Genomic DNA, 26,391 nt, shown 5'->3' with positions numbered 1-26,391 from the left:
AGCACCGGCCTTGTTCTTCTCCTTGTCCTGGTCGCGGTCGCCAGTCCGCGACCGGACACCGCGGCGGACGCGGACCTCCCTCGGGCCGGGTCCGCCGCCCCAATTCACAAAGAAGACTCTCTGCAATGATTTCGCTTGCTCTCAACAACCGTTACGACGCGCTCCGCCTGATGGCTGGCGTTTCCGGAGGCGTGATCGCCGCCGTCGCTCTCGGCGCCGCTCAAGCCAAGGCGCAGGAAGCGACCGATCCGGTGTCGCTCTCCTTCAACCTCGGCGCGGCCACGGATTACGCATTTCGCGGGGTTAGCCAGACCGACACCGATCCTCAGGTGTTTGGCGGTGTGGACGCGACATTGGGGCCCATCGGCTATGCCGGCGCCTGGGCCTCCAACGTCGACTTCGGCGACTCCACCGATTTCGAATACGACCTCTATACCGGGGTGAGGCCAAGCCTCGGCCCGGTGAGCCTCGACCTCGGCGTCATCTATTACGGCTATGCGGGCCAGCCCTCGGGCGCGAACTGGGATTACTGGGAGGGGAAGATCGCCGCCTCGATCCCGGCGGGCCCGGCGATCCTGGGCGCCGCGGTCTACTACTCGCCGGAGTTCACCGGCGAGACCGGTCACGCCTGGTACTATGAGGCCAACGGCAGCGTGCCGATCCCGAACTCCAAGTTCACCGTTTCAGGCGCAGTCGGCCGTCAGACGATCGAGGAGGCCGGTGACTACACCACCTGGAATCTCGGCGTCGGCTACGCCTTGACCGACCACGTCGGCCTGGACGTCCGGTACGTGGACACCGACGCCCATGACTTCGGCCAACTCTACGACAGCCGCGTCGTCGGCGGCCTGAAGCTCGTTTTCTGAGGAGCGCCTCCATGATTGCTCTAATACGACCGGCCCTCGTCTCCATGGGCCTCTTCACCCTGATCCTGGGCGTGGCCTATCCGTTCGCCATCACCGGCATCGCGCAGGGGCTGATGCCTAGCCAAGCCGGCGGCAGCCTCATCCGTCGCGACGGCCACGTCGTGGGTTCGGCCTTCGTCGGGCAGAACTTCACCAGCCCGGCCTACCTGCATGGCCGTCCCTCGGCGGCTGGCAGCGATGGCTATGACGCCTCGTCGTCCTCGGGCTCCAATCTCGGCCCGATGAGTGAGGACCTGATCGCGGCGGTGAAGGAACGAGCCGACGCGCTGCGGCCGGAAGCGGCTGGAGCGGAGATTCCCGCCGATGCCGTAACCGCCTCGGGTTCGGGGCTCGACCCGGAAATCTCCCCGGCCTTCGCCAGGCTTCAGGCGGCTCGGATCGCGCAGGCGCGAGGCGCGCCTGTTGACCGCGTCCAGCAGGTCATCGACCGGCAGGTCGTCGGGCGCACCGCTGGCGTTCTCGGCCAGCCCCGCGTGAACGTGCTGGAGACCAACCTGGCGCTCGACGCGGCCTTCGGCAGGATGCAACCTCCGCCGCGATGACTGGTGAAGAGCCCCGCAGGCCCGACCCCGATGCGCTCCTGGCCGCAGCCTCTCACGGCCAGGGACGTCTGAAGGTCTTCCTCGGCATGTCGCCGGGGGTCGGCAAGACTTACGAGATGCTGCGCGCCGCCCGACGCCGAAAGGCCGAGGGCGGCGATGTCGTTGTCGGCCTTGTCGAGACGCATGGCCGCAAGGAAACTCAGTCGCTGCTGCGCGGCCTCGACGTGATGCCTCGCAAGCCGGTCGAGCATCGTGGTCGCACGCTGCTGGAGTTCGATCTGGACGCCGCATTGGCGCGCAAGCCCGAGTTGCTGCTCGTCGACGAGTATGCGCACTCCAACGCGCCCGGCTCGCGGCACCCCAAGCGCTGGCAGGACATCGAGGAACTGCTGCGGGCGGGCATCGACGTCTGGACGACCCTGAACGTCCAGCACCTCGAAAGCCTGGTGGACGTGGTCTGGAAGATCACCGGCGTGCGTCAGCGAGAGACGGTGCCGGATCTGGCGCTCTCCCGCGCGGACGAGATCGAGCTGATCGACATCACTCCGGCCGAACTCCGCGAGCGGATGGCGGAGGGCAAGGTCTACGTGCCGGAGACCGCCCGGCTGGCGGCTGACCGGTTCTTCAAGATCGAGAACCTGACGGCGCTTCGCGAACTGGTCCTGCGCCGCGCCGCCCAGGCCGTCGATGATCAGCTTATCGGCGCCATGAAGCGCGCTGGCGTGGAGGGGCCGTGGGCCGCCGGCGAGCGGATCCTGGTGTTGGTCGGTCCGGACACCATGGCCAGCAGCCTGGTTCGCGCGGGCCGGCGATTGTCCGACATGATGATGGACGCACCCTGGACCGTCGCCCACGTAGAACGGCCGAACGCGCCGGTGATCTCCGCGGTCCAGGCTCAGAAGCTGCGCGATGCGCTGAAGCTTGCCGAACAGCTCGGCGGCTCGGTCATTACCTTGACGGGGGATGATCTGGTCGCGACCGTGCTCGATTACGGCCGGCGCAACAACACGACGCAGATCGTCGTCGGCAAGACCGCGCGCACACGCCGCAATCCCTTCCGTCGCAACCTGATCAACGCCTTGCTTGGGGAGGCGGACGGCGCCGCGCTGCATGTCATCACTGAAACCGCCGAAGGCCATGAACCCGAGCCGAAGCCGCGACGCGACCTGCACGACATGCCCTGGAGCGGCCACGCCGGCGCGATGGCGCTGGTTGCGCTCGCGGTTGGAATTTCGTGGCTGATCGACGCCCATGTCGAGAGCGGCAAGCTCGCAATGGTCTTCATGCTGAGCGTGCTGATCTCCGGCCTGGCGTTCGGCCTGTGGCCGGCGGTGCTGGCGGCGGCGGCGTCGGCCTTCGCCTACAACTTCTTCTTTCTGGAGCCGCGACTGACCATGCGCATCGGCCAGGCCGCCGACGTGCTGACCTTCGTGGTGTTCTTCGCCGTCGCGATGACGACCGGCTGGCTGACCGGGCGGGTGCGCGACCAGACGCGTGCGGTGGCTCGCCGGGCCTCGGCCATCGCCGCCGTCCTGGCCTCGACGCGCAGGCTGTCCTCGGCGGCCAAGGCTGATGAGGCGGCGGCCGCCCTGGCCGAACAACTCGCCGCGGCCACAGGCTGCAAGGCCGTCGTCCTGACGCCACAGAGCGAAGACCTGTTCCTCGCGGCCGCGGCGCCCACGAGACCGGCCCTGTCGGCGGGAGACATGGCTGCGGCGCGATGGGCCTGGGAGAAAGGGGAGGCGGCCGGCGCCGGCACCGGCACCATGCCCAATGTCGGCTGGACCTTCCGTCCGCTACAGGGGGTTAAGTCGAGGGCGGGGGTGGTCGGTGTTGAACCGGCGGCCGTCGCGACGGAGGAGGGGGAGCGCTTCGTGGCGTCCCTGCTCGACCAAGGGGCCGTGGCGCTTGAGCGCGCCGAGTTGGCGGCTGTCGCCGCCGACGCCGAGGCTCTGCGCCGGACCGACCAAGTCCGATCAGCTCTCCTGAATTCGGTCAGCCACGATCTTCGCACCCCGCTCTCGACGGTGCTGGGGTCGGCCACGACGCTGATCGACTACGGCAAGACCCTGCAACCCAAGGTCCGCGACGACCTCCTGCTCTCGATCCGGGAGGAGGCCGAGCGGCTCAATCGCTATGTCGGCGACCTTCTCGACATGACCCGGCTGGAGGGCGGAGCCCTGGTGACGCGGCGGGAGTGGAGCGATGTACGCGACGTCCTGCGCGCGGCGGTCGATCGCGTGCGGCGGCGGCTGGAAAACCGGCGAGTCGTGTGGGACTTCCCCGACAAGGTCACCATGGTGATGGCCGACCCGTCGTTGCTGGAGCAGGCGCTGGTGAACATCCTGGAAAACGCCATCGCCTACAGCCCTGACGGCGCCAAGATCGAGATCGCGGCCTATGAGGACCGCAACAACGTGGTGATCAGCATCGAGGACGAGGGGAGGGGCATCCCCACGTCCGAGCTGGAGCGTGTGTTCGAGAAATTCCGGCGCATGGACGAGTCGACCGATCGGGGGAAGGGGGCCGGCCTCGGCCTCGCCATCTCAAAGGGCTTCGTTGAGGCGATGCGCGGCCGGATCGCCGCCGCCTCGCCGATCCACGATGGCCGCGGCACACGCATTCTGATCAGCTTGCCGAAGGAGCGGGCGACGCCTGTCGGCCTCCTATGACGGACTATCGCCCCCGCATCCTGGTCATCGACGACGAGCCGCAGATCCATCGGTTCCTGTCGCCGGCCCTCGATGCGGCCGGCTATGAACCTGTTCGCGCCGACACCGCGGCCCAGGGGCTCAAGGAAATCGCCCGCAAGGCGCCGGACGCTGTCGTTCTCGACCTCGGCCTGCCGGACCTGGACGGCAAGGAGGCCTTGGTGAAAGCCCGTGCCTTCTACGCTGGGCCAATCTTGATCCTCTCGGCGCGGGACAAGGAGACCGAGAAGATCGACGCATTGGATCTCGGCGCCGACGATTACGTCGAAAAGCCTTTCGGCGTCGGCGAATTGCTGGCGAGGCTTAGGGTCGCGCTCCGTCACCGGCTGCGGGACGAGGGGGCAGAGCCGATCGTCACGACGGGGGATCTGACCGTCGATCTTGTGAAACGCCTAGTCACCCGCGCCGGTGAAGTCATTCGCCTTTCGCCGCGGGAGTACGATCTCCTGGCCCAACTCGTGAGGGGCGCGGGCAAGGTGGTGACCCATAAGCAGCTCCTGACCGCCGTCTGGGGTCCGGCGCACGAGCATGACGTGCAGTACCTGCGGGTCTTCGTCGGCCAGCTTCGCCAGAAGATCGAGCCGGACCCGGCCCAGCCGACGCTGATCCTCACCGAACCGGGCGTCGGCTATCGTTGGATGGGATAGGCGGCGGCACGGCTGGTTCCGTCGGCGGCTCGGGACGCACTGTCACAATCATCCGTTGACGCTGGACGCGGGCGGGCGCGCCAATCTTCGTCAGTACGGCCGCCGCGCGCTTGATCTAGCGCAATAGCAGGACGTCGAACGCATGCTAACGTGCTGCCCATACCCGCCGCCGGCGGGATTCTCGGGTCGGCTTGGCGTGGTGAGCAGCACAATCGACGTCTCTCATGCCTGGTACGAGGACGGGCTGGCGCTTGTCACCGGGTCGGCGTTAACCGCGTTCGGGCTGCTGATGCTCAAGAGCGCCGGCCTGGTTGTCGGAGGGATGGCCGGACTGGCGCTGAACCTGTCCTACTTGACGCAGATGAACGTCGGCGTGCTGTTCATGCTGCTGAGCCTGCCGTTCTTCGTGTTTGGACAGCGCACGCTGGGCTGGCCGTTCACGCTCAAGTCGCTGCTGGTGTCGGCGTTCTTGGTGATTTTCTCGCTGGTCTTTCCGCAGCTCGTCACGCTCGACGACATCCATCCGCTATTTGCGGCCGCATTTGGCGGCGCGCTCTGCGGAGTCGGCATCCTGGCGGTCATTCGCCATCACGCCAGCGTTGGCGGCCTTGGTGTGCTGATCATCTATCTGCACGAGCGCCGACATATCCCGGCCGGAGTCACGCAGTTCATTGCCGACGGGCTGATTGTACTGTCAGCCCTGGCGGTGATCGGACCTCGGGCGGTTGCTTACTCCGTGATCAGTACGGCCGTGCTGAGCGTCGTGCTGCTCACCAACCACAGGCCGGGGCGGTACATGGGGTGAGTCACCCTTGGCTAAGTCGTTCATCGCCTAAGGAATATTATCAGAAATAATATGGCGCTGCTTGGCGCGGTCAACCCGCACGCTCATCGAAAAATCGGGCGTCAGGCTCATCACTATCCCAATCTGCCCTCGAAGCGCAGAACAGGTGCGTTCGAACGCCCTTGCCGAGCGGCACATCGAGCGTTCCGGCCGTGACGTAGACATTCCGCGCGTCCAACTCGGCTGGGAGCGGCGTGCCGCAGGTCTTGCAGCGAGTGATCGTGTAGGTCGGGCGCAGTGCGAAGGTGACGGCGTGATGCTCTCCCTTCATCCATCGAAAGCGATCCCGCGGGACAATCAGAATCCAGTTTCCGTTCGAACCGGAAGCTTTTCGGCACAGTGAACAGTGGCAGACCCAGACGCCATCGATGTCGCCATCGATCTCGTAAGCTCTCGCGCCACAGAGACAACTGCCTGTCCGAACGGTCATTCGCTCCCCCTTGCGGATTGCCGGTCGGCTCATGCTCGGCATGGCCACTGGAACGTGAAGCGCACCGGAATGCAACGTCGCTGCGACCGCCGGGCGGGACGTTCGCACGGCCCCTGCCCGGTTTCCTACGCTCCAGATCAGCAAGCAGTGCTAGCACGTCCGCTGCATAAGCGTCCTGCGGCCGGTCCGGCGAAGCATGGCGCCGAGGCCGGCGAGCCCGACGATCATCATGGCCCAGGTCGACGGCTCGGGAACGGCGCTGCCCGGGGGAACGAAGATCGATCCGCCATCGACGAGCAGATCGATCTTGTCGATGCGGTGTCCGAAGAAATCGGCCGCATAGAGATATCGTCCATCGAAGGCGAGGTCTTCATAGCGGCTGTTGGGCAAGGTCGAGCATCCCACCTCGGCCGCGTTTGTCTGATGTATGCAGAGCCTCCGAGGGCTGCTCGCATCATTGACCACGATAATGTAGTCCGTGGCGCCGGCGGTGAGGTACTCGACCCCCGAATATCCGCCCGCGCCTCCAAGGAATTCCGTGCGGGCGCCGCTTCCATCGACCGGCGAATGGTAGACCTTGTCGACATCGGGCGACCACCACAGGGTCGATCCCTGGACATCCAGGCCGTCGATCAGGCCGCCATAGCCGCCGGCCACCCCCGTGATCGTGGGATTCAGGCTCGCATAGTTCATCCCCGCCGCGCCTGGACGGTCGAAGGATATGGTGTTGGCGCCCTGCATCACGACGAGCTTGGAGTTCGCGCCGTTATAGGCGAGAGCGGACCAATAGGGTCCCTGAACCGACTTGCCGGTGTCGACCCCGGCAGTGGTCATCTCGTGGATCGTGCCGCTGCTGTTGCTCCACCAGATGTTGGCGCCGTCGTAGGCGAGGCCAAAGGCGTTGGGCCTCGCGAAACTATCGACGATCTGCAGGGTCACAGCCGCTCCAGCGGGGGCAGCCGTCAACATGGCGGCAGCGCAAGCGGCGACGAAAAGCAGCTTCTTCATAACAGCCTCCAGCCTTTGGGATAACGCCGTTCGTCAGAATGCGCGCCGGAGGGTTAATGAGGCAACTTCTTAATTTCAACCTGTGAATGTTGCGCATTCCAATATTCGCCTATCACCTATATTGAGGTCTCCTTTAGGTGGTAGGTGATCGCTATATTTAGCGACGCCAGTCGTTCGACGACTAAATCGCGATACGTGACGGAAACCTCGCCCGTACGGGTTGATCGCCCACTGGCGACTTAAGCAGGCCCTGTTCCTCGCAGTTCACTGCTGCAAGGGGGCCTCGCCTGCATGGCGGACCGGTCGCCGAGGTTTCTTGCGACCGTATGGCGCGGCGACCGCTTGGGGCTTGACCATCACAACTGATGCAAAATACATCATCGTCTATGCTGACGCCTCCTCAGTTGCGTGCGGCCCGGGCCCTGCTGGGCATCGACCAACGCACCCTCGCCGCTCGAGCTGGCGTTTCCTTGCCGACCATACAGAGGATGGAGGCAAGCGAGGGTTACGTCCGCGGCGTTGTGGAAACCCTGACCAAGGTGGTCGCGGCCCTTGAGCGCGACGGGATCGAGTTGATTAGAGAGCACCGCGTAAGCGCGGGCGGCGGTCTCGGGGTCCGGCTTCGCGATCCAGCCGAGCCGGAGCCGCGGACAACGAGGTCGCGGCGCGAGACCGTGGAGGCCTAAGACGTGCCAGACGGCGGCGCTTCCACGGCTCATCTGGTTCGCCCGAAATTGGCGACCACACTTGCCGAGGGCTACAGCCTTGCCGCCTTCAGAGCTGACGCAGCTGCCGGGCTCACCGTGGCGATCGTGGCTCTACCGTTGTCCATGGCCATCGCCGTCGCCTCAGGTGTCTCGCCCGAGCGCGGGCTTTACGCGGCGATCGTCGGCGGCTTCGTGGTTTCCGCGCTTGGCGGCAGCCGGGTGCAGATCGGGGGGCCTGCAGGCGCCTTCATCGTCCTGGTCGCCTCCACCGTGGCCCAATACGGCGTTTCTGGCCTCCTCACCGCCGTAATGCTGTCGGGGCTCATGCTCATGGCGCTCGGCGCAATCCGCATAGGGGCGCTCATTCGATATATGCCCCACACGGTGACAGTGAGCTTCACCTGCGGCATCGCGGCAGTGATCGCCGCCAGTCAGTTGAAGGATTTCGCGGGCCTCCATCTGAAAGGCGCCGAGCCTGGCGCATTCCTTCCCAAGCTTGCGGCGCTGGGCGCGGCGCTGCCGACGCTCAACCTCACCGCGCTGGCGCTGGGCATGAGCACGGTCGCGATCATCCTGGGCCTTCGCCGCCTGCGGCCGACCTGGCCTGGCATGCTGATCGCGGTCATCGCGACGTCGGCCGTCGCATGGGCCTTGCGCCTCCCGGTCGAGACCATCGGCAGTCGTTTCGGCGCCCTTCCCCACGGCCTGTTGGCGCCGGCCCTGCCTCCGCTCGATCCGACGTCGGTGATGCGCCTTGCGCCAGCGGCGGTGTCCTTCACGCTTCTCGGGGCGATCGAGAGCCTCCTGTCGGCGAAGGTCGCCGACGCCATGACCGGCCGCAAGCATCGCTCGAACATGGAACTGATCGCCCAGGGCGCAGCAAACGTGGCGTCTGCGCTGGTTGGCGGGGTCAGTGTCACAGGAACCATCGCGCGCACGGCCACGAACGTTCGCGCCGGCGCGCGCACTCCGGTCTCCGGCATTCTGCACTCGGCGTTCCTGCTGGGTTTCCTGCTCGTGGCCGCGCCGCTGGCCGGGTACGTGCCGCTGGCCGCGTTGGCGGGCGTGCTGCTGGTGGTCTGCTGGAACATGGCCGAGAGGGCCGAGTTCGCGCGTCTGCTCGGCCAGTGGCGCACGGCGGCCGTCGTCATCGCCACCTTCGCCGTCACGCTCCTGCACGATCTTACTGCGGGGATCGTTGTCGGGTGTCTTGTGGCGGCCGGCTTTGCGCTCTGGCGAAGGTTCGGACCCGCTCGCCGCTACTAGCTAGCGAGCCAATCAATCACGCCGATCCAGTGCAGGCCGACGCCGATGGCGGCGCAGGTGAGCAGCACTGGAATGACCCCCGCTTTGAAACGGAAGATCGCCAGCGCCGCCGCCAGGGTCAGCAGCAGCGCCGCGAGGTTGAGGCTCGAGACGACAGGCGCATCGATCTTGACCCAAAGGGTCCGAACTTCACGCACCTGGCCGAAAAGCGTGTGTGCTCCGAACCAGATCGCCAGATTCAGGATCACGCCGACGACGGCCGCGGTGATCGCCCCGAGCGCCGCATTGAGCGCCCTGGCGCCCCGCAGCGCCTCGACAAACGGCGCGCCGAGGAAGATCCAGAGAAAGCATGGCGTGAAGGTCACCCAGGTCGTCAGCACACCGCCCAGCACGCCAGCCAGCAGCGGCGGCAGATCATCGGCGTTGCGGAAAGCTCCCATGAACCCCACGAATTGGGTGACCATGATCAACGGGCCGGGCGTCGTCTCGGCCATCCCGAGGCCGTCGAGCATCTCGCCGGGCCTCAGCCAGCCATAGGTGTCGACCGCTTCCTGAGCGACATAGGCCAGCACCGCGTAGGCGCCGCCGAAGGTCACCACGGCCATTTTGGAGAAGAAGACCGCGATCTGCGAAAAGACGTTGTCCCAACCTAATGCAAAGCCCAGCAGCAAAACCGGAGCGAGCCAGAGCCCGAGCAGAACGCCGCTGATCTTCATCGACCAGGTGAAGCTCGGCCGCGCGTGAGCGGGGGTCCCCTCCCCCAGCAAGGTCTCGCCCTCGGGAGCCTCAGGCTTCGATGCTGGCGCGCCGTTACCCGCCCCAGCGAGAAATGCATCGGCGCCGGCTCTTCCACCGACAAAGCCGATCAGGGCTGCGATACCAATCACCAAGGGAAACGGCACGTCGAAGGCGAACAGGGCAAGGAACGCCCCGGCGGCGACCCCGACCATCGTTCCGTTCTTCAGAGCTCGCCTTCCCACGCGGACCACCGCTTGGATGACGATCGCCAGTACAGCGGCTTTCAGCCCGAAGAACAGTCCGCTCACCAGGCCCACGCCCCCCAGCATGGCGTAGAGAATGCTCAGGGCCATGATCGCCAGAAAGCCAGGCGCGACGAAGAGCAGGCCGGCGATGAACCCGCCGGCCGTTCCATGCATCAGCCAGCCGACATAGATGGCCAGTTGCTGCGCTTCGGGGCCCGGAAGCAACATGCAGTAGTTGAGCGCATGCAGGAAACGGCCCTCGCTGAGCCAGCGGCGTTCCTCCACCAGGATGCGGTGCATCACGGCGATCTGGCCCGCCGGCCCGCCAAAGCTCAAGGCCGCGATCTTCGCCCAAACCTTGGTGGCGTCCGCGAGGCTGACCTCTTGAGGCCGGCCGGTATGGGCAGTCATGGCGTCACTCGCGCTGATCGCTTCACCCCGGCGGCGCAGCCTTGGCTCCGCGATTCTTGTGACCGGCGGGTTCGGACATGTCGAGCGCTTGTCGTCACATGAGCGAGCGATCTTTCGTTCCGTAGCTTGCCCCAGGGTTCTTTCGCCCAGTCTCGGCGTAGATGTGACGAACGCCGCACCAGATCGCGAAACTTATTTGCCGGCGGCTACGGTGCGTACACGCCGCACGAGTTCCGGAACAGGAACGAGGCGGCCCCCAATGTCGCGGTCGGCATGGATGTGCCAGGCTACCAGACCAGTTCCCTCAAGCCCGGCACGTTGGACACCAAGGGAACCCGCGGCGGACCATGCGCCACACGCTCAAGGCCGCAGGCCGCGACCTCTATCTGCGGGTGCGGGGCTCCAGCACCGATGAACTGGAGCCGCAGGTCGACCCGGCCGGCGAGGATCCTTGGAGCGACCTGTGCTTCTATTCGAACCCGGTCTTCATCCAGGTCGCGCGCTAGGCGCCGGCGTCAGACCGCCGCCCCGACGAAGTTGCCGATGATCGCGGTGACGGCCATAGCCAGGGCGCCCCAGAGCGTGACGCGCACGACACCTCGCCATGGCTGCGCCCCTCCGGTCCTGGCGCCGGCGTAGCCCAGCAGCGCCAAACCGGCCAGCGAAGCTGCGGAAACGGCCGCCGTCAGCACGCCCCGCGGCGCGGCGACTGCGACAGCCAGCGGCAAGACCGCTCCCGCTGCGAAGCTGGCCGCTGACGAAAGCGCGGCCTGCACCGGCCGCGCGCCGGTCAGGTCCGAGAGGCCGAGTTCGTCCCTGGCGTGCGCGCCGAGGGCGTCCTTCGCCATGAGCTGAGCCGCGACCTGGCGGGCGGTCTCGGGCTCGACGCCGCGATTCACATAGATCTGCGTGAGTTCCTCCAGCTCAGCGTCCGGCAGGTCGCGCAGTTCCTGGACCTCGCGGGCGAGTTCGGCCTTTTCCGTATCCGCCTGGGAGCTGACCGAGACGTACTCGCCGGCGGCCATCGACATGGCGCCGGCGACCATCGCCGCGACGCCCGCCACCACGACCTCGCTTGGCGACTTCGCCGCCGAGGCCACGCCCACGATCAGGCTCGCTGTAGAGACCAAGCCGTCATTGGCTCCGAGCACGGCGGCGCGGAGCCAGCCGATCCGCGACACCTTGTGGCGCTCGATGTGTCCATGAACCGCGCGCATTGCGCCCCCTTGCCTTACGCTTCAAGTTTCCTGAACGACAGGATCACACGAAGTCCACCAAGCGGCGAAGCGTCCAGTTCGACCTGTCCCTCATAGAGGCCTACCAGATCCCTCACGATCGCCAGGCCCAGGCCATGCCCGGGCATTCGCTCGTCCAGCCGTTCGCCCACGCCGAAGACGTGCTCGTAGCTCTCCGGCGGCAGGCCGGCTCCATCGTCGTCGATGACGATCTCGACCCTCTCCTCCCCAGCTCCACGCGCGGTGATCTGGACGACGGACTTCGCCCACTTGCCGGCATTGTCGAGGATGTTGGCGAGGATCTCGCTCAGGTCCTGGGGATCGACCGCGACGATCAGGCCCGGCGCGCACTGGACCTTGTAGGTCACGCCGCGCCGTCCGTGCAGGCGCGACATGGCCGAGACCAATGGCTCCAGCGTCACGCCGACCTCGGCCGCGACGCCCGGGGCCCGCTTGAGCGCTGCGGCGCGAGCGCGGGCGATCTGGTAGTCGATCTGGCGGCGCATACGCTCGCACTGCAGGCTGACCACGTCAGCGGCCTCGGTCTGGCCCGCCGCCCGCAACCTCTCGGCCTCGTCGACCAGGATCGCTAGCGGCGTCTTGAGGGCATGGGCTAGGTTGCCGGCCTGGGTCCTGGCCCGGCGCAACATTTCGAGGTTGGCTTCCAAGAGGGCGTTGAGGTCGACCGCCAGCGGCAAAACCTCGCTCGGCAGATCCTCGGGCAGCCGGCTGGCGCGGCCAGTGCGCACCGCCGCCAGCGCCCCGCGCATGCGTGAAAGCGGACGCAGGCCGAACCAGACCTGCAGGATCGCGGCGCCCACCAAGCCCAGGGCGATGATCGTCAGCGACAGGAACAGGGTCCAGTTGAAATGCGTCAGCACCTGGTCGAGCAGGCGCTGGTCGGCCCCGATGCCGATCCGCAGCAGCGGCGCGCCGGGCATGGAGACCGAGCGCTCCACCAGGCGTAATTGCCCCGATGGCCCCTCGACGAAGACGTGGCGCTCCGTCCCCGGCGGCGGGAACGGTTCAGGCATCGGCAGCCGCTGGCCGGCCAGCGACGGCGAGCCGATCCCGGCGCCGCCCTCGGACTCGACCCGCCAGTAGAAGCCGGAATCCTTGGGCAGGAAGCGAGGGTCGCTGAGACGCCTGTGTAGGATGAGTTCGCCGTCAGGCTCGACCCCGATCAATGCGGCGAGCTCAGCCGCATGGCCGTGCAACTCGTCGTCGAACTGCTGGGTCACGTGCGCGCGAAACAGTTCCGACAGCAGGAAGCCGCTCACGGCCAGGCCCGCGATGATCCAGATCACGGCGCCGGCGATCAGGCGGGTGCGGAAGCTGGTCCAAAGGTCGCGCATCAGGCGAACTTGTATCCCAGGCCGCGAATGGTGCGGATCGCGTCCTTGCCCAGTTTCTTGCGCAGGCGACCGACATAGACCTCGATCGTGTTGGACTCTCGCGTCTCGTCCAGGCTGTAGACGTGATCGATCAGTTCGGCTTGCGAGACCAGCCGTCCGGCCCGGTGCATCAGATAGGCCAGCACCTTGAGTTCGCGCGCGGTCAGCTCGACGACCTGGTCGCCGCGCCGCACGGTTCCGGCCACCGGATCGAGGACGATGTCGCCCCGCTCGATGACCGGCGAGGACCGTCCCGCCGAGCGCCGGGTCAGGGCCCGCAGGCGAGCCACCACCTCGGCGTTCTGAAATGGCTTGCCCAGGTAGTCGTCGGCCCCGGCGTTCAGGCCGTCCACCCGATCGGTCCAGGCGTCGCGCGCCGTCAGGATCAGCACGGGCATGTCGCGTCCTTCCCGGCGCCAGCGCTTGAGAACCTCGATCCCCGACAGCAGCGGGAGGCCCAGGTCCAGCACCACGGCGTCGAAGTCGTTGGTCTGGCCCAGCAGAAGCCCCGTCTCGCCATCGCCCGCGCTCTCCACCACGAACCCGGCCTCGGTCAGCGCGCCGCCCAGGCGGCGGGCGATCTCGTGATCGTCTTCGACCAGAAGGATGCGAATGGGCGGACTCCCTGAAAGCGGAGCCGTTGTAGCACCGGTGGCTGAAACGAAACTGATTTCGCTGCTGTCAGCTTCACTTCAGCTTCGCTTCAGGCGGGCTTCAGCCTGACGGCGCATGGGGAGTGATCAAAACCCCGAGGAGTCCATGCCCCCCGTCCGCTCCAGCCTCGTCGCGTTCGCGGCCCTGATGCTGTCCGCTACCTCCGCCACGCCCGCGACCCGGCCGATCGCCGTCACCGCCACTCAGGCGAAGGCGATGGGGATCACCCTGGCGACGGCGCGGCCGGCCTCGGGGGCGCCCATCGCCGCGGTTCCCGCCACAGTGACCCCGCCCTTGAACGATCGCCGCGTCGTCGCTGCGCCGTTCGCTGGCGCCGCACTGCGCGTGCACGTCCTGGAGGGACAGGCGGTGAAGGCTGGCGCGCCGCTGGTCACCCTGTTCAGCCGCGACGCCCTGGCCGTTTCCTCCGAACTGGCCCAGAGCCAGGCCGAACTGCGCGTCGCGGACGCTGCGGCCCGCCGGACCCGCCAACTGGCCAAGGAAGGCGTCATCGCCGGCGCCCGCGCCGAGGAAGCGGAGGCTCGCTCCGCGCAAGCCCGGGCCATGGTTAATGAGCGGCGGCGACTGCTGGCTGGCGCGGGCGGCCAGGCCGGGGAATATGTGCTCCGCGCGCCGATCGCCGGCCGCGTCGCGGCCCTGAACGTTCAGCCTGGCGGCGGGCTCGACGCGATGGCCTCGGCCGTCGTGATCGATCGGACCGACAAGCTTTGGGTCGAGGCCAGGATCTCGCCTGCCGTCGGCCAGAGGATGAAGGTCGGCTATCCGGTCCGTGTCGGAAACACGAACGGCCGCGTCGTCGCAGTCGGCGCCAGCATCGATCCTCGCACCCGCTCCCTGCCGTTGCGCGCCGAGCTCGAAGGCGGCGCCGGCGTGGTTCCGGGACAAACGGTCTCGGTCACCCTGATGAACCCGGCTCCAGCCGGCGCCCAGGTGATCCCACGCGCGGCCTTGGTCCAGGACGCCGCCGGGGCGCGGGTCTTTGTACGCACGTCGGCAGGCTATCAGGCCATGCCGGTCAAGGTGATCGGGGCTGCGGGGCTTGACGCCGTGGTCACCGGCCTGCCCGTCGCGGCCAAGGTCGCGGCCAACGGCGCGGCCCAATTGAAGTCGGCGGCGGGACAGTAGGCGATGCGCAAACTGATCGCCTTCGCGCTCTCGCAGCGTCTGCTGGCGGCCGTCCTGGCCATCGCCTTGGTGGGGCTGGGGGCCAACGCCTTCCTGAAGCTCCCGGTCGACGCCTTTCCCGACATCTCGCCGACCCAGGTGAAGATCATCCTCAAGGCGCCGGGCATGACCCCCGAGGAGGTCGAGAGCCAGGTCATCACGCCGCTGGAGATGGAGCTGCTGGGCATCCCCCGGCAAGCCATGCTGCGTTCGACGGCCAAGTACGCGATCGCCGACCTGACGATCGATTTCGAACCGGGCGCGGACGTCTATTGGGCGCGCCAGCAGACCGCGGAGCGTCTCTCCAACGCCATGAACGCCCTGCCGGGCGGAGTCAGCGGCGGCCTGTCGCCGATTTCGACGCCGCTTTCGGACGTCTTCATGTTCACGATCGAGGGCGACGGCCTGACGCTCGAACAGAAGCGGACCCTGCTGGACTGGACCATTCGCCCGGCCCTGCGCGGCCTGCCTGGCGTGGCCGACGTCAACGTCCTCGGCGGCCGGGCGCGGACCTTCGAGGTTTCGCCGGATCCCGCCGCACTGGCGGCGTCGGGCGTGACCGCCCAGGCGATCGTCGACGCAATCCCCGCCTCCAACCGCAATGACGGCTCGGGCCGGCTGAGCGAGGGCGAGGAGGCCCTGGTGGTGCGCGTCGCCGGTGCGATCGCCAGTCTGGACGACCTGCGCGAGACGGCCGTGGCGTTGCCCGGCGGCGGAACGGCCCGCCTCGGTGACCTGGCCGATGTGCGCGAAGGCGCCCTCACCCGCTATGGCGCGGTTACGCAGAATGGCAAGGGCGAGGCCGCAGAGGCCATCGTCATCGCCCTGCGAGGCGCTGACGCCAAGTCCGTCGTCAGGTTGGTGGAGGCGAGGCTGAAAGAGATCGAACCCTCCTTGCCCGCCGGCGTGAAGGTCTCGCCCTTCTACAACCGCTCGGAGCTGATCGAGCGCGCCACCGGTACGGTGAACAAGGCCCTGCTGGAAGCCACCGTGCTGGTGGTGATCCTGCTGCTGATCTTCCTCGGCGACCTTCGCGCAGCGGCCGTGGTGGCGGTCACCCTGCCGTTGTCGGCCCTGACCACCTTCCTGCTGATGCGGACCTTCGGCCTCTCGGCCAATTTGATGAGTCTGGGCGGTTTGGCCATCGCCATCGGCATGCTGGTCGATGCGGCCGTCGTAGTGGTCGAAAACACCGTCGAGCGACTGCACGACCCCGCCATCAAGAGCTCGCGCCGGTTGCACGTGATTTATGAGGCGGTCGCCGAGGTCGCGGCGCCGGTGGCCTCTGGCGTCCTGATCATCTGCCTCGTCTTCCTGCCCCTGCTCAGCCTGCAGGGCCTGGAGGGGAAGCTGTTTGCGCCTGTCGCCCTGACGATCGTCTTCGCCCTGGGCTCCTCGCTCTTCCTGTCCTTCACGGTGATCCCGGTCCTGGCATCGCTGCTGCTCAAGGCCCACCCGCATCGGGAGTCCTGGGTCATGCGCCGGATCGGCCCCTTCTACGAACGGCAGCTCGTCAAGGCGCTGGCCAAACCCAAGCCGGTGTTCGCCGCAGCGGGCGCCGGGGTGGCCCTTGCCGCCGTCGCCTATGTCCTGATCGGAAAGAGCTTCATGCCGACCATGGACGAGGGCGCGATCCTCATGCAGCTCGCCAAGCTGCCCTCGATCAACCTCGACGCCAGCGCCGAGCAGGACATGGCGGTCCAGCGCGCCATTCTGGCTCAGGTGCCGGAGGTCAAGCGCATCGTCGCCCGCGTGGGCTCCGACGAGCTGGGCCTCGATCCGATGGGGCTCAACGAAACCGACAGCTTCCTGGTCCTGGCCGACCGCAAGGACTGGCGAAAGCAGGACAAGGTCTGGCTGACCGAAGAGATCCGCAAGGTCGCCGCTCAGTTCCCCGGCGTCGACGCCACCTTCACCCAGCCGATCGAGATGCGGGTGTCGGAGATGCTGACCGGCAGCCGCGGCGACCTAGCTGTGAAGGTGTTCGGCCCGGACCTCAAGACGCTCGACGATCTGGCCGGTCGCATCGAGGAAACCCTGAAGAAGACCCGCGGCGCATCTGACGTCTACACCGTGGCCGGCGATGGCGTGGCCTACCTGCAGCTCGATGTCGACCGTGCGGCGGCGGTGCGAGCTGGCCTGTCGGCGCAAGAGTTGCAGCAGGAGCTTCGCGCCCAACTGGAGGGCACGCCGGCCGGCGTGGTCTTCGAGCAGGGCAAGCGCACGCCGATCCTGGTCCGCGGACCGCAGGAGCTGCGTGAAGATCCGCTGCTTTTCGAGCAAGCCCAGATCGCTACGCCCGACGGCGGCCTTCTTCGCGCCGGCGACATCGCCCGTGTGCAGCGTCGCGAAGGGCCGGTGAAGATTGACCGGGAGAACGCCTCCCGTTTCGCCGTGATCCAGGCCTACGTCTCGGGCCGCGACCTCGTCGGCTTCGTCAAGGAGGCTCAGGCCAACGTCGCCCGCGACGTCCCCCTGCCCCCTGGTTACCGCATCGCCTGGGGCGGGCAGTTCGAGAACCAGAAACGGGCGGCCGCCCGCTTGGGCATCGTGGTGCCGATGGCGCTGGCCCTGATCTTCCTTGTTCTCTTCATCAGCCTAAAGTCGGTGCGCCAATCGCTGCTGATCCTGGCCAATATCCCCTTCGCCTTGATCGGGGGGATCGTCGCCCTGTGGGCGTCAGGCGAGTACCTGTCGGTGCCCGCCTCGGTGGGCCTGATCGCCCTTCTCGGCATCGCGGTCCTGAACGGGCTCGTGCTGGTCTCGCACTTCAACGAGTTGGTCCAGCGAGGCCGAGACGTAGCGGTGGCCGTCACCGAGGGCTCCCGCCGCCGTCTGCGCCCGGTCCTGATGACCGCCAGCATCACGGCCTTGGGCCTCGTTCCCCTGCTCACGGCCACCGGCCCCGGCTCGGAGATCCAGCGTCCACTGGCGATCGTCGTGGTCGGCGGCCTGATCAGCTCGACCCTGCTCACCCTGATCCTGCTGCCCATCCTCTATCGCCAGTTCGGCGTGGAGCCCGGAGCGGCCATCCTGGAGTCCGAAACGTGAAAGCCCTTCTCCTCGCCGCCGCGGCCGGTGTGACGCTGGCCTGCGCTGCGCCCGCCGCTTCGTCCGAGCCGGGCTGGGCGCGACCGGCCTTCCTGCCGCAGGACGCACAGATTCTCGCGGTGCTGGACGCTTCGCCCGAGCTCGGCGAGGCCCGCGCCATGGCCCGCCGCGCGGAAGCCGAGCATCGCGGCCTGGCCGCCGGCCCGTACGAGACGACCTTCGGCCTCACCGGCGACCGTCGTTCGGTGCGGGGCGAAGGCGACTATTCCGAGTGGTCGCTGCAGGCCAGCCGCGCCCTCCGTTTGCCGGGCAAGCGCGCCTTCGATCTCAAGGCTGGCGAGGCCGGCGCCCTGGCCGCGCGCGACGGCGTCGACGATGCGCGCCACCAAGCTTCGCTGCGCCTCGGCGCTCTGTGGATCGAATGGCTGCAAGCCGAAGGCCAGGTGCTGATCGACCGCGAGGAGATCGCCGTCGGCGAGAAGGAGGTCGCCGCGCTCAGGCGGCGCGTGGAGCTTCAGGACGCTTCGGTGCTCGAGCTTGAGCTTTCCCAGGCCGCCCTGGCCAGAGCTCACGCCTTGCTCGCCGAAACGCAGGGCCGTGCGGAAGCCGCTCGCGCGAGTCTCGACATGCTCTATCCCGGCCTGGCGCCCACACAGGCGCCGGTGCTTCCGGCGCCTGTGGCCCCAACTCGCCCGCTGGATGCGTGGGTTCCTGTCGTCATGGAGCGCAGCCATGAGATCCTCATCGCCAGGGCGTTCGCCGATCGCGACGCGGCCCTGGCGCGCCGAGCCAGGCTGGACCGGCGGCCGGACCCGACCGTGGGCCTGCGCGTGTTCGATGAGCGTGGCGGCGCGGAGACCGGCGCAGGGCTTACCGTCAGCATTCCATTCGGGGGCTCTGGCCGGTCCGCGACCGCAGACCGCCAGGCGGCGGCCGCTTCGGCCGCCGAGGCACGTTACCTGATGGTCGTCCGCGACGTCGAGGCAGGCGGACGCGATGATGTCGCCAAGGTGAGGTCTGGTCTAGCGGGCTGGTCCCGCGCCCAGGAGGCCGCGGTCGCTGCGGCGCAGGCCGCCGGACGCGTTGCGCGCGCCTACGAACTCGGTGAGCGCGACCTGACCGACCTTATCGCCGCTCGCCGCCAATCCTTCGAAGCCGCTCGGGCCGAACTTGCCGCCCGAGCCGCCGCCCAGGGCGCGATGCTGAAGCTGGCGCTCGATGCGCACGAGCTCTGGCTTTCGGAGGAAGCGCCTCATTGATGGAGATCAAGGAAGAGCTCGTGTCCAGTGCAGAAGCTGCCCAGAGACCAGAGGAGGTCGCCAAATGTCGCTGATCAATACCCGCCAGGCCTATGGCTGGATCGCGATCGCTCTTCATTGGGTTTCGGCCGTCGGGGTGATCACGCTCTACCTGCTCGGAGAGCAGATGGAGGAAGCCACGACTCGGCCGGACCAGATCGCTGCGCAGGCGACCCACGTGTCGGTCGGACTGTTGTTCATCACCTTCCTTGCGACGCGCCTCTTCTGGAGCTTTTCGCAGCCGCATCCGGAATCGCTCGAACGCAACCTGTGGCTCCGCCGCCTGGGAACCGCGGTGCACGTCGTCTTCCTGCTGATGGTCCTGGCCCTCATCGTGAGCGGCCCGCTCACCGTGCTGTCGACGGGGCGGCCGCTCGCCGTCTTCGATTGGTTCGCCATCCCGAATCCATTCGGGCGCGTCGGCTGGCTGCATGAGGCGGGTGAGGTGGTCCACAAGGCGGCCGCCAAGCTCTTCTGGCCGCTGATCGCCCTGCATGTGGGCGGCGCGCTCAAGCATCTGGTGGTCGATCGCGACCGGACGCTGGTGCGGATGCTCTGGGCCCGCAGCTAGGGCTGTGCTTCCTCGGCCTGCCGGTGCTCGTCACGGGCCGCTTCGAGCACCTCCTTGGCGGCGTCGAGATTCATGAGGGCGATCCCGGCCCCGACGACGATGTCCGGCCAGATCGAGTGGGTCGCCAAGGTCGCAAGCCCGGCGCCGACGATCGCCACATTGGCCAGCACGTCGTTGCGGGCCGAGAGGAAGGCCGCCTTGGTCAGGCTGCCGCCATGATGCCGGAACCTGGCCAGCCTGAACGCGCAGTAGAGGTTGACGCACATCGCCCCAAGACCGGTCAGGGTAAGGATTTCGGGGACTGGCGGGGTCGGCGTCTGGAGCTTGTGCACGAGCGTCAGGACGAAGGCGATAGCCGGAACCAGAAGCACCCCAGCCAGCAGCATGCCGACTTTGGCCCGCTTGCGGGCGCTCCATCCAAGCGCGGCGAAGATCAGGAAATTCACCGCCGCGTCTTCGAAGAAATCGGCGCTGTCGGCGAGCAGCGAGACGCTGTGAATCGACAGAGCGGCGGCTAACTCGACGCCAAAATACGCGAAGTTGAGGATGGCGACCAAGCGAACCGTTCGCTGCAAATCGCTTTGGTCGTGCATCTCGTCCCCCACGGCTGCGGCCGCAAGATGGCCGTTGCACAAGGACCTGTCAGCTTGGCAGTTCCAGATCGCCCGCGGCGATACGTCTCAGAGTGTCGATGAAGAACCCCGGTTCCATGGCCGTCACGCGGGCTTCCAAGCTCTCGGGCGTGTCTCCCGCGTGCACCGGGACCGTGCGCCGGTCGACGATCGGACCGTGGTCGTAGATCTCGTCGACGAGGTGGATCGTGGCGCCGCTGGCCCCCGCGCCGGCCCCTATCACGGCCTCGTGGACCTTGCGGCCGTACATGCCCTCGCCGCCGAATTCGGGCAGCAGGCCAGGGTGGATGTTCAGGATCCGGTTCTGGTAGCGCGCGAGGGTGCGCGGCCCAAGCCGACGCAGGTAGCCCGACAGCACAACGAGTTCGACACCTGCGTTTTCAAGGGCTTGCGCCAGCATCTCGTCGGCGGCGACCGGGTCCGCCTGGGTCGGAATCACCGCGGTGGCGACGCCGTGCGCGGCCGCGAATTCGAGGGCGGCGGCCTTTCGATTATTGCTCACCGCGATCAGCGGACGGGCCTGGAGGTCGCCGGATTCGATGGCCGAAATGATCGCCCGCATGGCCGAGCCGTTGCGAGATGCGAGAAATCCTAGATTAAGCATTGATTCGTCGTCAATTTTTGCCACCCACATCATGTTCGAACCTGAGGCCGTCATAGGCCGGCTCGACACCGGGCGGGAGCTTGGAAGCCAGGTCGTCGAAATCGAGATCGACGTGCATGTTCGTCAGGATTACGCGCCGAGGCCGCAGGATATCTGCCCATTGAAGGGCCAAATCGACGTGAGCGTGGGTCGGATGCGGCCTCCAGCGCAGCGCATCGACGATCCAAACGTCGAGATTCTGCAAGGCTTCCATCGCCCTGTCGTCCAGAGCAACGACGTCGCTCGAATAAGCAACGTCGCCAAAGCGATAGCCGATAGACTTCACAGGCCCATGGTCCTGCTCGAAAGTCCTTACAGGCACCGCTCCGGAGGGCCCATCCACCCGCCAATCGTCACCATGGGCAGGTAAGACGCAGATCCTGCCGATAGCGGGATATCCAGCGTCTCCCTCAAAGACGTAGCCGAAGCGGCTCTTCATGGTCGCGGCGGTCGCCTCGTCCATGTGGCAGTCGATCCGCGCGCGCTGGCGGATGAAGAAGGCGCGGATGTCGTCGACGCCATGGGTCTGGTCGGCGTGGTCGTGGGTGAACAGCACCGCGTCCAAGCGCTTGGCCCCGGCCTGAGATGTCTGCCAGACGAGATCCGGCGATGTGTCGACGATCAGGGTGGTTTCGGTTTCCGGGCTCTCGCCCCGACGGCGCACCAGCAGCGAGCAGCGGCGCCGGCGGTTCTTCGGATTGGCCGGGTCGCAGGCCCCCCAGTCTCCGTCCGCGCGCGGCACCCCGCCGGAAGAGCCGCAGCCCAGGATCGTGAATTCGAGGGTTGCTGTCATGGGCGGGGAATCCGATCAAACAGGGCGAAGAACGCGTCTTCGGTCTTCTGCTCGGCCTCGTCCAGCGACCAGCCGCGGATTTCCGCGAGCTTGGCGAGCACGGCGGGAAGATAAGCCGGCTCGTTGCGCCGGCCCCGGTGCGGAACGGGAGCGAGATAGGGACAGTCGGTTTCGACGATGATCCGGTCGGCCGGCATGTCGGCGATCACGTCGCGAACATCCTGCGCCGCCTTGAAGGTCGCGATGCCCGACACCGAGAACCAGGCGCCCAGGGCCGCCGCCCGCCGCGCGAGCTCCGCGCCGGAGGTGTAGCAGTGCATGAGCATCTTGAAGGGGCCGCGGGCGAACTCCTCCTCGAGGATCGCGCCCATGACTTCGTCGGCCTCGCGGGTATGGACGATCAATGGCAGGCCGGTTTCGCGCGCCGCGGCCACATGGGCCCGGAACACCTTGGCCTGGATGTCGCGGGGGCTGAGGTCATAGTGGAAGTCGAGGCCGGTCTCGCCGATCCCGACCACGCGCGGATCGGCGGCCAACGCCATGACGTCCTGCGGCGTGAGGTCCGGATTCTCCTTGGCCTCGTGCGGATGTGTGCCGACGGTGCACCAGATGTCCGGATGGTCGGCGACGGCGCGGACCGCCGCAAAGCCGGAGATCTTGTCGCTGATATTCACCATCAGGCCGATGCCGGCGGCCCAGGCGCGTTCGATGACCGCGGCCCGGTCCTCGTCGAACTGGTGGGCGTGCAGGTTGACGTGGCTGTCGATCAGCATGTGGAATTCTTAGGCGCGCGTGAGGGCGCGCAACTCAGCTAAGGCGGTGAAGAATGCGTCGGCGCGGTCGAGATTGACCGCCTCGACCTCTCGGGGAAGACGCTGGAGCATCTCCCATGCAGAGGCCCAGCGATCAAGGCCGCCATAGCCTTCCGCGGCCAGCCGGACGACGTGGGCGTGAACCCGTTCGGCCAGGCGCTCGAAGAGCAGGTTGAACTGGGCCGCGCCCTCCCCGCCCCGGAACCGGTCCGCCAGGGCCTGAGCCAAGGCCTCGTCAATCGCGGGCATGGACTGGAGCAGTTCCTTGGCGGCGTCGTCCACGCCGACCGCGCCGGCCAGAGCCAGAGCCAGCGCCTTGCCCGGGGCGCCCTTGGACATGCGGGCCAGGCGAATCGCGTCTTCCTCGTTGGCGGTCGTGCGCGAGGAGACGAAAGCCACGACCTCTTCCTCAGGCAAGGCCCCGAAGGTCAGGCGGCGGCAGCGGGAGCGGATGGTCGGCAGAAGGCCGCCCGGAGAGTGCGAGACCAGCAGGATCACCCCCCGCGGCGGCGGCTCCTCCAGGGTCTTCAGCACGGCGTTGGCGGCGTTGACGTTCAGATCGTCGGCCGCGTCGATTATGGCCACGCGATGCGGCGCGGAGGCCGGGGACTTCGAGAAGAAGTCGGTCAGCTTGCGGGCCTCGTCCACGGGGATGGTCTTGCGGACCTTGCCGTCCTCGCCGATGCGCTCCAACACCATGAGATCCGGGTGCGAGCGGGCGATGATCTGACGGCTCACCGGATGCTCGGGCGAGGATCCCAGGACGCCATAGGCAGGCTCAAGCGGAGCGCCGAGCAGGCGACGGGCGGCGCGATAGGCGAATGTCGCCTTGCCGACACCCTCGGTTCCGGTCAGCAGCCAGGCGTGATGCAGTCGGCCGCGGCCCCTGGCCTCCTCGAAGGCGGCCTCGGCGGCCTGGTGGCCGATGAGGTCGAAGACCTCGCGCGGATGCGGCGCGGCCTCAGCCACCGAGATCGAGACGGCGAGACACCGTTTCCCAGACCTGGGCCTCGACCGCGTCGATCGTCGCGGCGGCGTCGATGATCGCGCAGCGTTCCGGCTCGCCCGCGGCGATCTGCGAGAAGGCGGCGCGCAGGCGCTCATGGAAGGCCAGGCCCTTAGATTCGAAGCGGGTCTCGGCATGGCCATCGGCGGCGGCGAAGGCCTCGGCGCGGGCCAGGCCGACATCTACCGGCAGATCGAAGACCAGGGTCAGATCCGGCCGGGCGCCGTCGAGCACATGGGTCTCCAAGGCGGAGATGAACTGCGGATCGACCCCGCCGGCCGCGCCCTGATATGCGCGGGTGGAATCGGCGAAGCGGTCGCAGACCACCCAGGCGCCGCGGGCCAGGGCCGGTTCGATGGTCCGCTCGATATGGTCGCGCCGGGCGCCGTACATGAGCAAGGTTTCGGTCACAGGGCTCCAGCGGTCGGCGTCACCCTTGAGCACCAGGTTGCGAATCGCTTCGGCCCCGGGCGAGCCGCCCGGCTCGCGGGTCGCCACCACATCGATGCCCCGTGCGGCAAGGCGCGCTACAAGGCGTCGGACCTGGGTAGACTTCCCAGCTCCTTCGCCGCCCTCGAAAGTGATGAACCGCCCGCGCGTCACGCGGCCAAAATGGCCGGTTCGGCCCGTTTGTCCAGTGGCGCCGGTCAGGCGCCTGGGCGCACCACGCGAGCCTCGGTGAATCCGTAGGCGGCGACGCGGTCACGCAGCGCCCAGGTCTCGCCCTCGTCCGCCGAGCCCTGCACCATCACCCGATAGAGGGTCATGCCGTCGGCGCGGGTGAAGGGTTCGATGGTGGCGTTCATGTCTCCGCCGAGTTGGCTGACCACCCGCTGGGCGTTGGCCTGATCGGCGAAGGCTCCGGCCTGCACGCGGAAGGCGCCGCTGCTTGCTCCGGCGGAGACGGGCGCGCTGGTGACTGGAACAGGCGCCGAGGCGCTGGGCGTGGAGGCGATCGGCGCCAGCGGCTGCGAGCCGACCGCGACTTCCGCCGGCGCGGGGTTGAGCCCCGAATAAGGAACCGGGCTCGCCGGCGGCTGCTGGGCGGACGGCGTCGGGCTCGGCGTGTAGGCGGCGTGCCGCAGGCCGGCGTCCGGCGCGCCGAGCGTGGCCGGGCCGACATAGCGCACCCTTACCCGCGCCTGGCCCTGCTGTTCGAAGCCAAGCTGGCGGGCGGCCTCCTGGGAGAGGTCGATGATCGCGCCGTTCTTGAAGGGGCCGCGGTCGTTCACCCGGACCTGCAGGCTGCGGCCGTTGTCGAGATTGGTCACCTCGACGATCGAGGGCAACGGCAGGGTCGTGTGGGCAGCCGACAGGGCGTAGCGGTCGAAGACCTCGCCATTGGCGGTGGACTTCAGGTGATGCTCGGAGCCGTACCAGGTGGCCGTGCCCTCCTGGTCATAGTTCGGCTCCTCCTTGGGAACGTACCAGACGCCAGCGACCTCGTAGGGCGCGCCGACCTTGTAGCGCCCGCCGGCGCCGTTCGGCATCTGGCCAGGGGTCGGCCCGGTCGCCGGATATTTCGAAGCGAACTTCGGCTGGGGCGTAGCGCAGGCCGCGAGCGAGCCGGCGCCCATGAGAACCACAAGGACGCCGCGAACCGGCGCACGCGAACGGATGCGGGACATGGCCGCCCCCTCTTTCAAAAAGCTACGCTCCCCAGCGCTGGGACCATGTTCGCAGGCTGAGCCTTGCGGCGTGGTTAACGCCGCCGGCGATTTCATTAAACATTCGCTGTGGGTAGAGCCGCCGCGCGACCCCTGCTATAGGCCCCTCCTCCTGGCGGCGACCTAGCGGCTCGCCATGGCCCAGGCAGTCCGGGTAGGTGGCCGAGCGGTTTAAGGCACCGGTCTTGAAAACCGGCGAAGGTTAATAGCCTTCCGTGGGTTCGAATCCCACCCTACCCGCCATCGTCCGAGCCGCTGGCGCCGCCGGCAAGGGGTGCTTAGGCGAGCGTCTCAGCGATCATGTCCAAGATCTTCGCCTTGGCCGCCTTTGCGGGGATCTCGACGAGCGGAATCCCGGCGCGACTGAGCGCCAGACGCTTGACCTCCATCCGGCCAGGCGCGTCGTTGGAGAGATCGTGGCCAGTGCCATGATACTCCACGGCCAGCATGGGCTGTCCGAACCTGTCGATCAGCAAGAAATCGACGCGCTTGCTGTTGTAAGAACTGAATGCGGCCTGCAACACACGATCGTCGGGGTCATAGGCGGCGGTCTTGATGAAGGCGCCCATGGAGACCTCGAACGACATCCGCCAGTCGGGCTGATTGGCGGCGATCCATTCATCGAGCGCGTAGAGAACACGAACGGCCTCTTTGTTGACGGGACGAACGGCCCGCAACTCGGCCTGACCGATGAATCTGATCTGGTTCTCGATGTCGGTAACATCATTCTCCTCGAAATAGCGCTTGCGGCTGGCAAGCCCTTCGAGCCGTCGCGCTTCAATATCATGCAGCGCGACAATTTCCTGGCGAAGGCTCGCGATCTCTCGTTCGAGCGCGGCCGCATGTTGCTCGGCCCTGGCGGCCGCGGCTTTGGCGCGCAGCCCCCTGAAATAGAATCCGCCGCCGACGCCAATCAGCAGCAGCAATATCGCCGTCTCCATCGTCGAGGACTCGCAAATCAGATAATAGCCGAGC

At 67.4% G+C, this 26,391-nt stretch carries 26 protein-coding genes and 1 tRNA gene; 13 read left to right on the top strand and 14 right to left on the bottom strand.

The window, feature by feature from the left end; all coding sequences use genetic code 11:
* Positions 1–125: 125 nt before the first annotated feature.
* The 5 genes from ABID41_RS13130 (at position 126) to ABID41_RS13110 (ending at position 5,631) form a co-directional block, all read left to right on the top strand.
* A complete protein-coding gene (locus ABID41_RS13130) occupies positions 126–866 on the top strand; it encodes a TorF family putative porin (RefSeq protein ID WP_354297813.1) in 741 nt (246 codons plus the stop codon).
* An 11-nt stretch (positions 867–877) separates the two neighbouring features.
* The gene (gene kdpC / locus ABID41_RS13125) at positions 878–1,468 is read left to right on the top strand and encodes a potassium-transporting ATPase subunit KdpC (RefSeq protein WP_354297812.1); all 591 of its coding nucleotides are present in this window, start codon (positions 878–880) and stop codon (positions 1,466–1,468) included.
* Positions 1,465–4,140: a sensor histidine kinase KdpD gene (locus ABID41_RS13120; RefSeq protein WP_354297811.1), complete on the top strand. Its 2,676-nt coding sequence runs from the start codon at positions 1,465–1,467 to the stop codon at positions 4,138–4,140. The genes kdpC and ABID41_RS13120 overlap by 4 nt, the downstream gene beginning before the upstream one ends.
* Positions 4,137–4,826, top strand: a complete 690-nt coding sequence (locus ABID41_RS13115) for a winged helix-turn-helix domain-containing protein (protein WP_354297810.1) — start codon at positions 4,137–4,139, stop codon at positions 4,824–4,826. Before ABID41_RS13120 ends, ABID41_RS13115 begins: the two co-directional genes overlap by 4 nt.
* Positions 4,827–5,025: 199 nt before the next feature.
* The gene (locus ABID41_RS13110) at positions 5,026–5,631 is read left to right on the top strand and encodes a YitT family protein (RefSeq protein WP_354297809.1); all 606 of its coding nucleotides are present in this window, start codon (positions 5,026–5,028) and stop codon (positions 5,629–5,631) included.
* A gap of 70 nt (positions 5,632–5,701) precedes the next feature.
* Here the strand turns inward: ABID41_RS13110 and ABID41_RS13105 are convergent, their stop codons facing one another.
* Both ABID41_RS13105 and ABID41_RS13100 read right to left on the bottom strand, forming a co-directional pair.
* Positions 5,702–6,100, bottom strand: a complete 399-nt coding sequence (locus tag ABID41_RS13105; protein WP_331929383.1) for a GFA family protein — start codon at positions 6,098–6,100, stop codon at positions 5,702–5,704.
* 150 nt (positions 6,101–6,250) lie between these two features.
* Positions 6,251–7,108 (bottom strand): PEPxxWA-CTERM sorting domain-containing protein, encoded by an 858-nt coding sequence (locus ABID41_RS13100; RefSeq protein WP_331929382.1) that lies wholly within the window; start codon positions 7,106–7,108, stop codon positions 6,251–6,253.
* 386 nt (positions 7,109–7,494) lie between these two features.
* Here ABID41_RS13100 and ABID41_RS13095 point away from each other — a divergent pair, with 386 nt between their 5' ends.
* Entirely contained in the window at positions 7,495–7,794 is a 300-nt protein-coding gene (locus tag ABID41_RS13095; RefSeq protein WP_354297808.1) for a helix-turn-helix domain-containing protein, read from the top strand.
* A gap of 48 nt (positions 7,795–7,842) precedes the next feature.
* Entirely contained in the window at positions 7,843–9,081 is a 1,239-nt protein-coding gene (locus tag ABID41_RS13090; RefSeq protein WP_354297807.1) for a SulP family inorganic anion transporter, read from the top strand.
* On the opposite strand, the gene chrA is transcribed toward ABID41_RS13090, so the two are convergent.
* Positions 9,078–10,475, bottom strand: a complete 1,398-nt coding sequence (chrA, locus tag ABID41_RS13085; protein WP_331929376.1) for a chromate efflux transporter — start codon at positions 10,473–10,475, stop codon at positions 9,078–9,080. The two genes, ABID41_RS13090 and chrA, sit on opposite strands and share 4 nt — an antisense overlap.
* A gap of 347 nt (positions 10,476–10,822) precedes the next feature.
* Between chrA and ABID41_RS13080 the strand changes: the two genes are divergently transcribed.
* Complete coding sequence (locus ABID41_RS13080; protein WP_331929374.1) at positions 10,823–10,981, top strand: hypothetical protein; 159 nt, start codon at positions 10,823–10,825, stop codon at positions 10,979–10,981.
* Between the two features lie 9 nt (positions 10,982–10,990).
* On the opposite strand, the gene ABID41_RS13075 is transcribed toward ABID41_RS13080, so the two are convergent.
* From ABID41_RS13075 to ABID41_RS13065, 3 genes are read right to left on the bottom strand one after another with little or no spacing between them, the layout of a single operon-like run.
* Complete coding sequence (locus ABID41_RS13075) at positions 10,991–11,692, bottom strand: VIT1/CCC1 transporter family protein (protein ID WP_331929372.1); 702 nt, start codon at positions 11,690–11,692, stop codon at positions 10,991–10,993.
* 14 nt (positions 11,693–11,706) lie between these two features.
* Positions 11,707–13,065, bottom strand: coding sequence for an ATP-binding protein (locus ABID41_RS13070; RefSeq protein ID WP_331929370.1), 1,359 nt, complete (start codon positions 13,063–13,065; stop codon positions 11,707–11,709).
* Positions 13,065–13,706: a response regulator transcription factor gene (locus ABID41_RS13065; RefSeq protein ID WP_435530022.1), complete on the bottom strand. Its 642-nt coding sequence runs from the start codon at positions 13,704–13,706 to the stop codon at positions 13,065–13,067. Before ABID41_RS13065 ends, ABID41_RS13070 begins: the two co-directional genes overlap by 1 nt.
* Positions 13,707–13,863: 157 nt before the next feature.
* Here ABID41_RS13065 and ABID41_RS13060 point away from each other — a divergent pair, with 157 nt between their 5' ends.
* From ABID41_RS13060 to ABID41_RS13045, 4 genes are all read left to right on the top strand, one after another.
* Positions 13,864–14,904: an efflux RND transporter periplasmic adaptor subunit gene (locus tag ABID41_RS13060; RefSeq protein ID WP_331929368.1), complete on the top strand. Its 1,041-nt coding sequence runs from the start codon at positions 13,864–13,866 to the stop codon at positions 14,902–14,904.
* A gap of 3 nt (positions 14,905–14,907) precedes the next feature.
* Entirely contained in the window at positions 14,908–17,994 is a 3,087-nt protein-coding gene (locus ABID41_RS13055; RefSeq protein ID WP_331929366.1) for an efflux RND transporter permease subunit, read from the top strand.
* The gene (locus ABID41_RS13050) at positions 17,991–19,253 is read left to right on the top strand and encodes a TolC family protein (protein WP_354297806.1); all 1,263 of its coding nucleotides are present in this window, start codon (positions 17,991–17,993) and stop codon (positions 19,251–19,253) included. Before ABID41_RS13055 ends, ABID41_RS13050 begins: the two co-directional genes overlap by 4 nt.
* Positions 19,254–19,317: 64 nt before the next feature.
* Complete coding sequence (locus ABID41_RS13045; RefSeq protein WP_331927784.1) at positions 19,318–19,863, top strand: cytochrome b; 546 nt, start codon at positions 19,318–19,320, stop codon at positions 19,861–19,863.
* Here the strand turns inward: ABID41_RS13045 and ABID41_RS13040 are convergent.
* From ABID41_RS13040 to ABID41_RS13010, 7 genes are read right to left on the bottom strand one after another with little or no spacing between them, the layout of a single operon-like run.
* Entirely contained in the window at positions 19,860–20,456 is a 597-nt protein-coding gene (locus ABID41_RS13040; protein ID WP_354297805.1) for a cation transporter, read from the bottom strand. The two genes, ABID41_RS13045 and ABID41_RS13040, sit on opposite strands and share 4 nt — an antisense overlap.
* A gap of 49 nt (positions 20,457–20,505) precedes the next feature.
* Positions 20,506–21,099 carry a formyltransferase family protein gene (locus ABID41_RS13035; RefSeq protein WP_354298073.1) on the bottom strand — a complete coding sequence of 198 codons (594 nt, stop codon included), beginning with the start codon at positions 21,097–21,099 and terminating at the stop codon, positions 20,506–20,508.
* A gap of 10 nt (positions 21,100–21,109) precedes the next feature.
* On the bottom strand, positions 21,110–21,931 hold the full coding sequence (locus ABID41_RS13030) for an MBL fold metallo-hydrolase (protein ID WP_331927778.1): 822 nt from the start codon (positions 21,929–21,931) through the stop codon (positions 21,110–21,112).
* The gene (locus ABID41_RS13025; protein ID WP_331927776.1) at positions 21,928–22,704 is read right to left on the bottom strand and encodes a TatD family hydrolase; all 777 of its coding nucleotides are present in this window, start codon (positions 22,702–22,704) and stop codon (positions 21,928–21,930) included. The genes ABID41_RS13030 and ABID41_RS13025 overlap by 4 nt, the downstream gene beginning before the upstream one ends.
* A gap of 9 nt (positions 22,705–22,713) precedes the next feature.
* On the bottom strand, positions 22,714–23,712 hold the full coding sequence (locus ABID41_RS13020; protein ID WP_331927774.1) for a DNA polymerase III subunit delta': 999 nt from the start codon (positions 23,710–23,712) through the stop codon (positions 22,714–22,716).
* Positions 23,705–24,352 carry a dTMP kinase gene (tmk, locus tag ABID41_RS13015; RefSeq protein ID WP_331927772.1) on the bottom strand — a complete coding sequence of 216 codons (648 nt, stop codon included), beginning with the start codon at positions 24,350–24,352 and terminating at the stop codon, positions 23,705–23,707. The genes ABID41_RS13020 and tmk overlap by 8 nt, the downstream gene beginning before the upstream one ends.
* A gap of 44 nt (positions 24,353–24,396) precedes the next feature.
* Positions 24,397–25,377 (bottom strand): septal ring lytic transglycosylase RlpA family protein, encoded by a 981-nt coding sequence (locus ABID41_RS13010; protein ID WP_354297804.1) that lies wholly within the window; start codon positions 25,375–25,377, stop codon positions 24,397–24,399.
* 191 nt (positions 25,378–25,568) lie between these two features.
* Here ABID41_RS13010 and ABID41_RS13005 point away from each other — a divergent pair.
* A tRNA-Ser gene (locus ABID41_RS13005) sits at positions 25,569–25,659 on the top strand.
* Between the two features lie 35 nt (positions 25,660–25,694).
* Here ABID41_RS13005 and ABID41_RS13000 read toward each other — a convergent pair.
* Positions 25,695–26,342 (bottom strand): DUF2726 domain-containing protein, encoded by a 648-nt coding sequence (locus tag ABID41_RS13000; RefSeq protein WP_331928544.1) that lies wholly within the window; start codon positions 26,340–26,342, stop codon positions 25,695–25,697.
* Between the last annotated feature and the right edge of the window lie 49 nt (positions 26,343–26,391).

It is taken from the genome of Phenylobacterium koreense (assembly GCF_040545335.1).
In the GTDB taxonomy this organism is placed as follows: domain Bacteria; phylum Pseudomonadota; class Alphaproteobacteria; order Caulobacterales; family Caulobacteraceae; genus Phenylobacterium; species Phenylobacterium koreense.
This window is presented reverse-complemented; position numbering and strand designations above follow the sequence as displayed.

What these genes read in the sequence shown, in the direction of transcription:
- ABID41_RS13055 (WP_331929366.1), top strand. Translation starts at nt 14,908, where the DNA reads ATGCGCAAACTGATCGCCTTCGCGCTCTCGCAGCGTCTGCTGGCGGCC.
- ABID41_RS13130 (WP_354297813.1), top strand. Translation starts at nt 126, where the DNA reads ATGATTTCGCTTGCTCTCAACAACCGTTACGACGCGCTCCGCCTGATG.
- ABID41_RS13095 (WP_354297808.1), top strand. Translation starts at nt 7,495, where the DNA reads ATGCTGACGCCTCCTCAGTTGCGTGCGGCCCGGGCCCTGCTGGGCATC.
- kdpC (WP_354297812.1), top strand. Translation starts at nt 878, where the DNA reads ATGATTGCTCTAATACGACCGGCCCTCGTCTCCATGGGCCTCTTCACC.
- ABID41_RS13045 (WP_331927784.1), top strand. Translation starts at nt 19,318, where the DNA reads ATGTCGCTGATCAATACCCGCCAGGCCTATGGCTGGATCGCGATCGCT.
- ABID41_RS13100 (WP_331929382.1), bottom strand. Translation starts at nt 7,108, where the DNA reads ATGAAGAAGCTGCTTTTCGTCGCCGCTTGCGCTGCCGCCATGTTGACG.
- ABID41_RS13040 (WP_354297805.1), bottom strand. Translation starts at nt 20,456, where the DNA reads ATGCACGACCAAAGCGATTTGCAGCGAACGGTTCGCTTGGTCGCCATC.
- ABID41_RS13010 (WP_354297804.1), bottom strand. Translation starts at nt 25,377, where the DNA reads ATGTCCCGCATCCGTTCGCGTGCGCCGGTTCGCGGCGTCCTTGTGGTT.
- ABID41_RS13060 (WP_331929368.1), top strand. Translation starts at nt 13,864, where the DNA reads ATGCCCCCCGTCCGCTCCAGCCTCGTCGCGTTCGCGGCCCTGATGCTG.
- ABID41_RS13025 (WP_331927776.1), bottom strand. Translation starts at nt 22,704, where the DNA reads ATGCTGATCGACAGCCACGTCAACCTGCACGCCCACCAGTTCGACGAG.
- ABID41_RS13030 (WP_331927778.1), bottom strand. Translation starts at nt 21,931, where the DNA reads ATGACAGCAACCCTCGAATTCACGATCCTGGGCTGCGGCTCTTCCGGC.
- ABID41_RS13080 (WP_331929374.1), top strand. Translation starts at nt 10,823, where the DNA reads ATGCGCCACACGCTCAAGGCCGCAGGCCGCGACCTCTATCTGCGGGTG.
- ABID41_RS13120 (WP_354297811.1), top strand. Translation starts at nt 1,465, where the DNA reads ATGACTGGTGAAGAGCCCCGCAGGCCCGACCCCGATGCGCTCCTGGCC.
- ABID41_RS13075 (WP_331929372.1), bottom strand. Translation starts at nt 11,692, where the DNA reads ATGCGCGCGGTTCATGGACACATCGAGCGCCACAAGGTGTCGCGGATC.
- ABID41_RS13105 (WP_331929383.1), bottom strand. Translation starts at nt 6,100, where the DNA reads ATGACCGTTCGGACAGGCAGTTGTCTCTGTGGCGCGAGAGCTTACGAG.
- ABID41_RS13035 (WP_354298073.1), bottom strand. Translation starts at nt 21,099, where the DNA reads ATGCTTAATCTAGGATTTCTCGCATCTCGCAACGGCTCGGCCATGCGG.
- chrA (WP_331929376.1), bottom strand. Translation starts at nt 10,475, where the DNA reads ATGACTGCCCATACCGGCCGGCCTCAAGAGGTCAGCCTCGCGGACGCC.
- ABID41_RS13115 (WP_354297810.1), top strand. Translation starts at nt 4,137, where the DNA reads ATGACGGACTATCGCCCCCGCATCCTGGTCATCGACGACGAGCCGCAG.
- ABID41_RS13070 (WP_331929370.1), bottom strand. Translation starts at nt 13,065, where the DNA reads ATGCGCGACCTTTGGACCAGCTTCCGCACCCGCCTGATCGCCGGCGCC.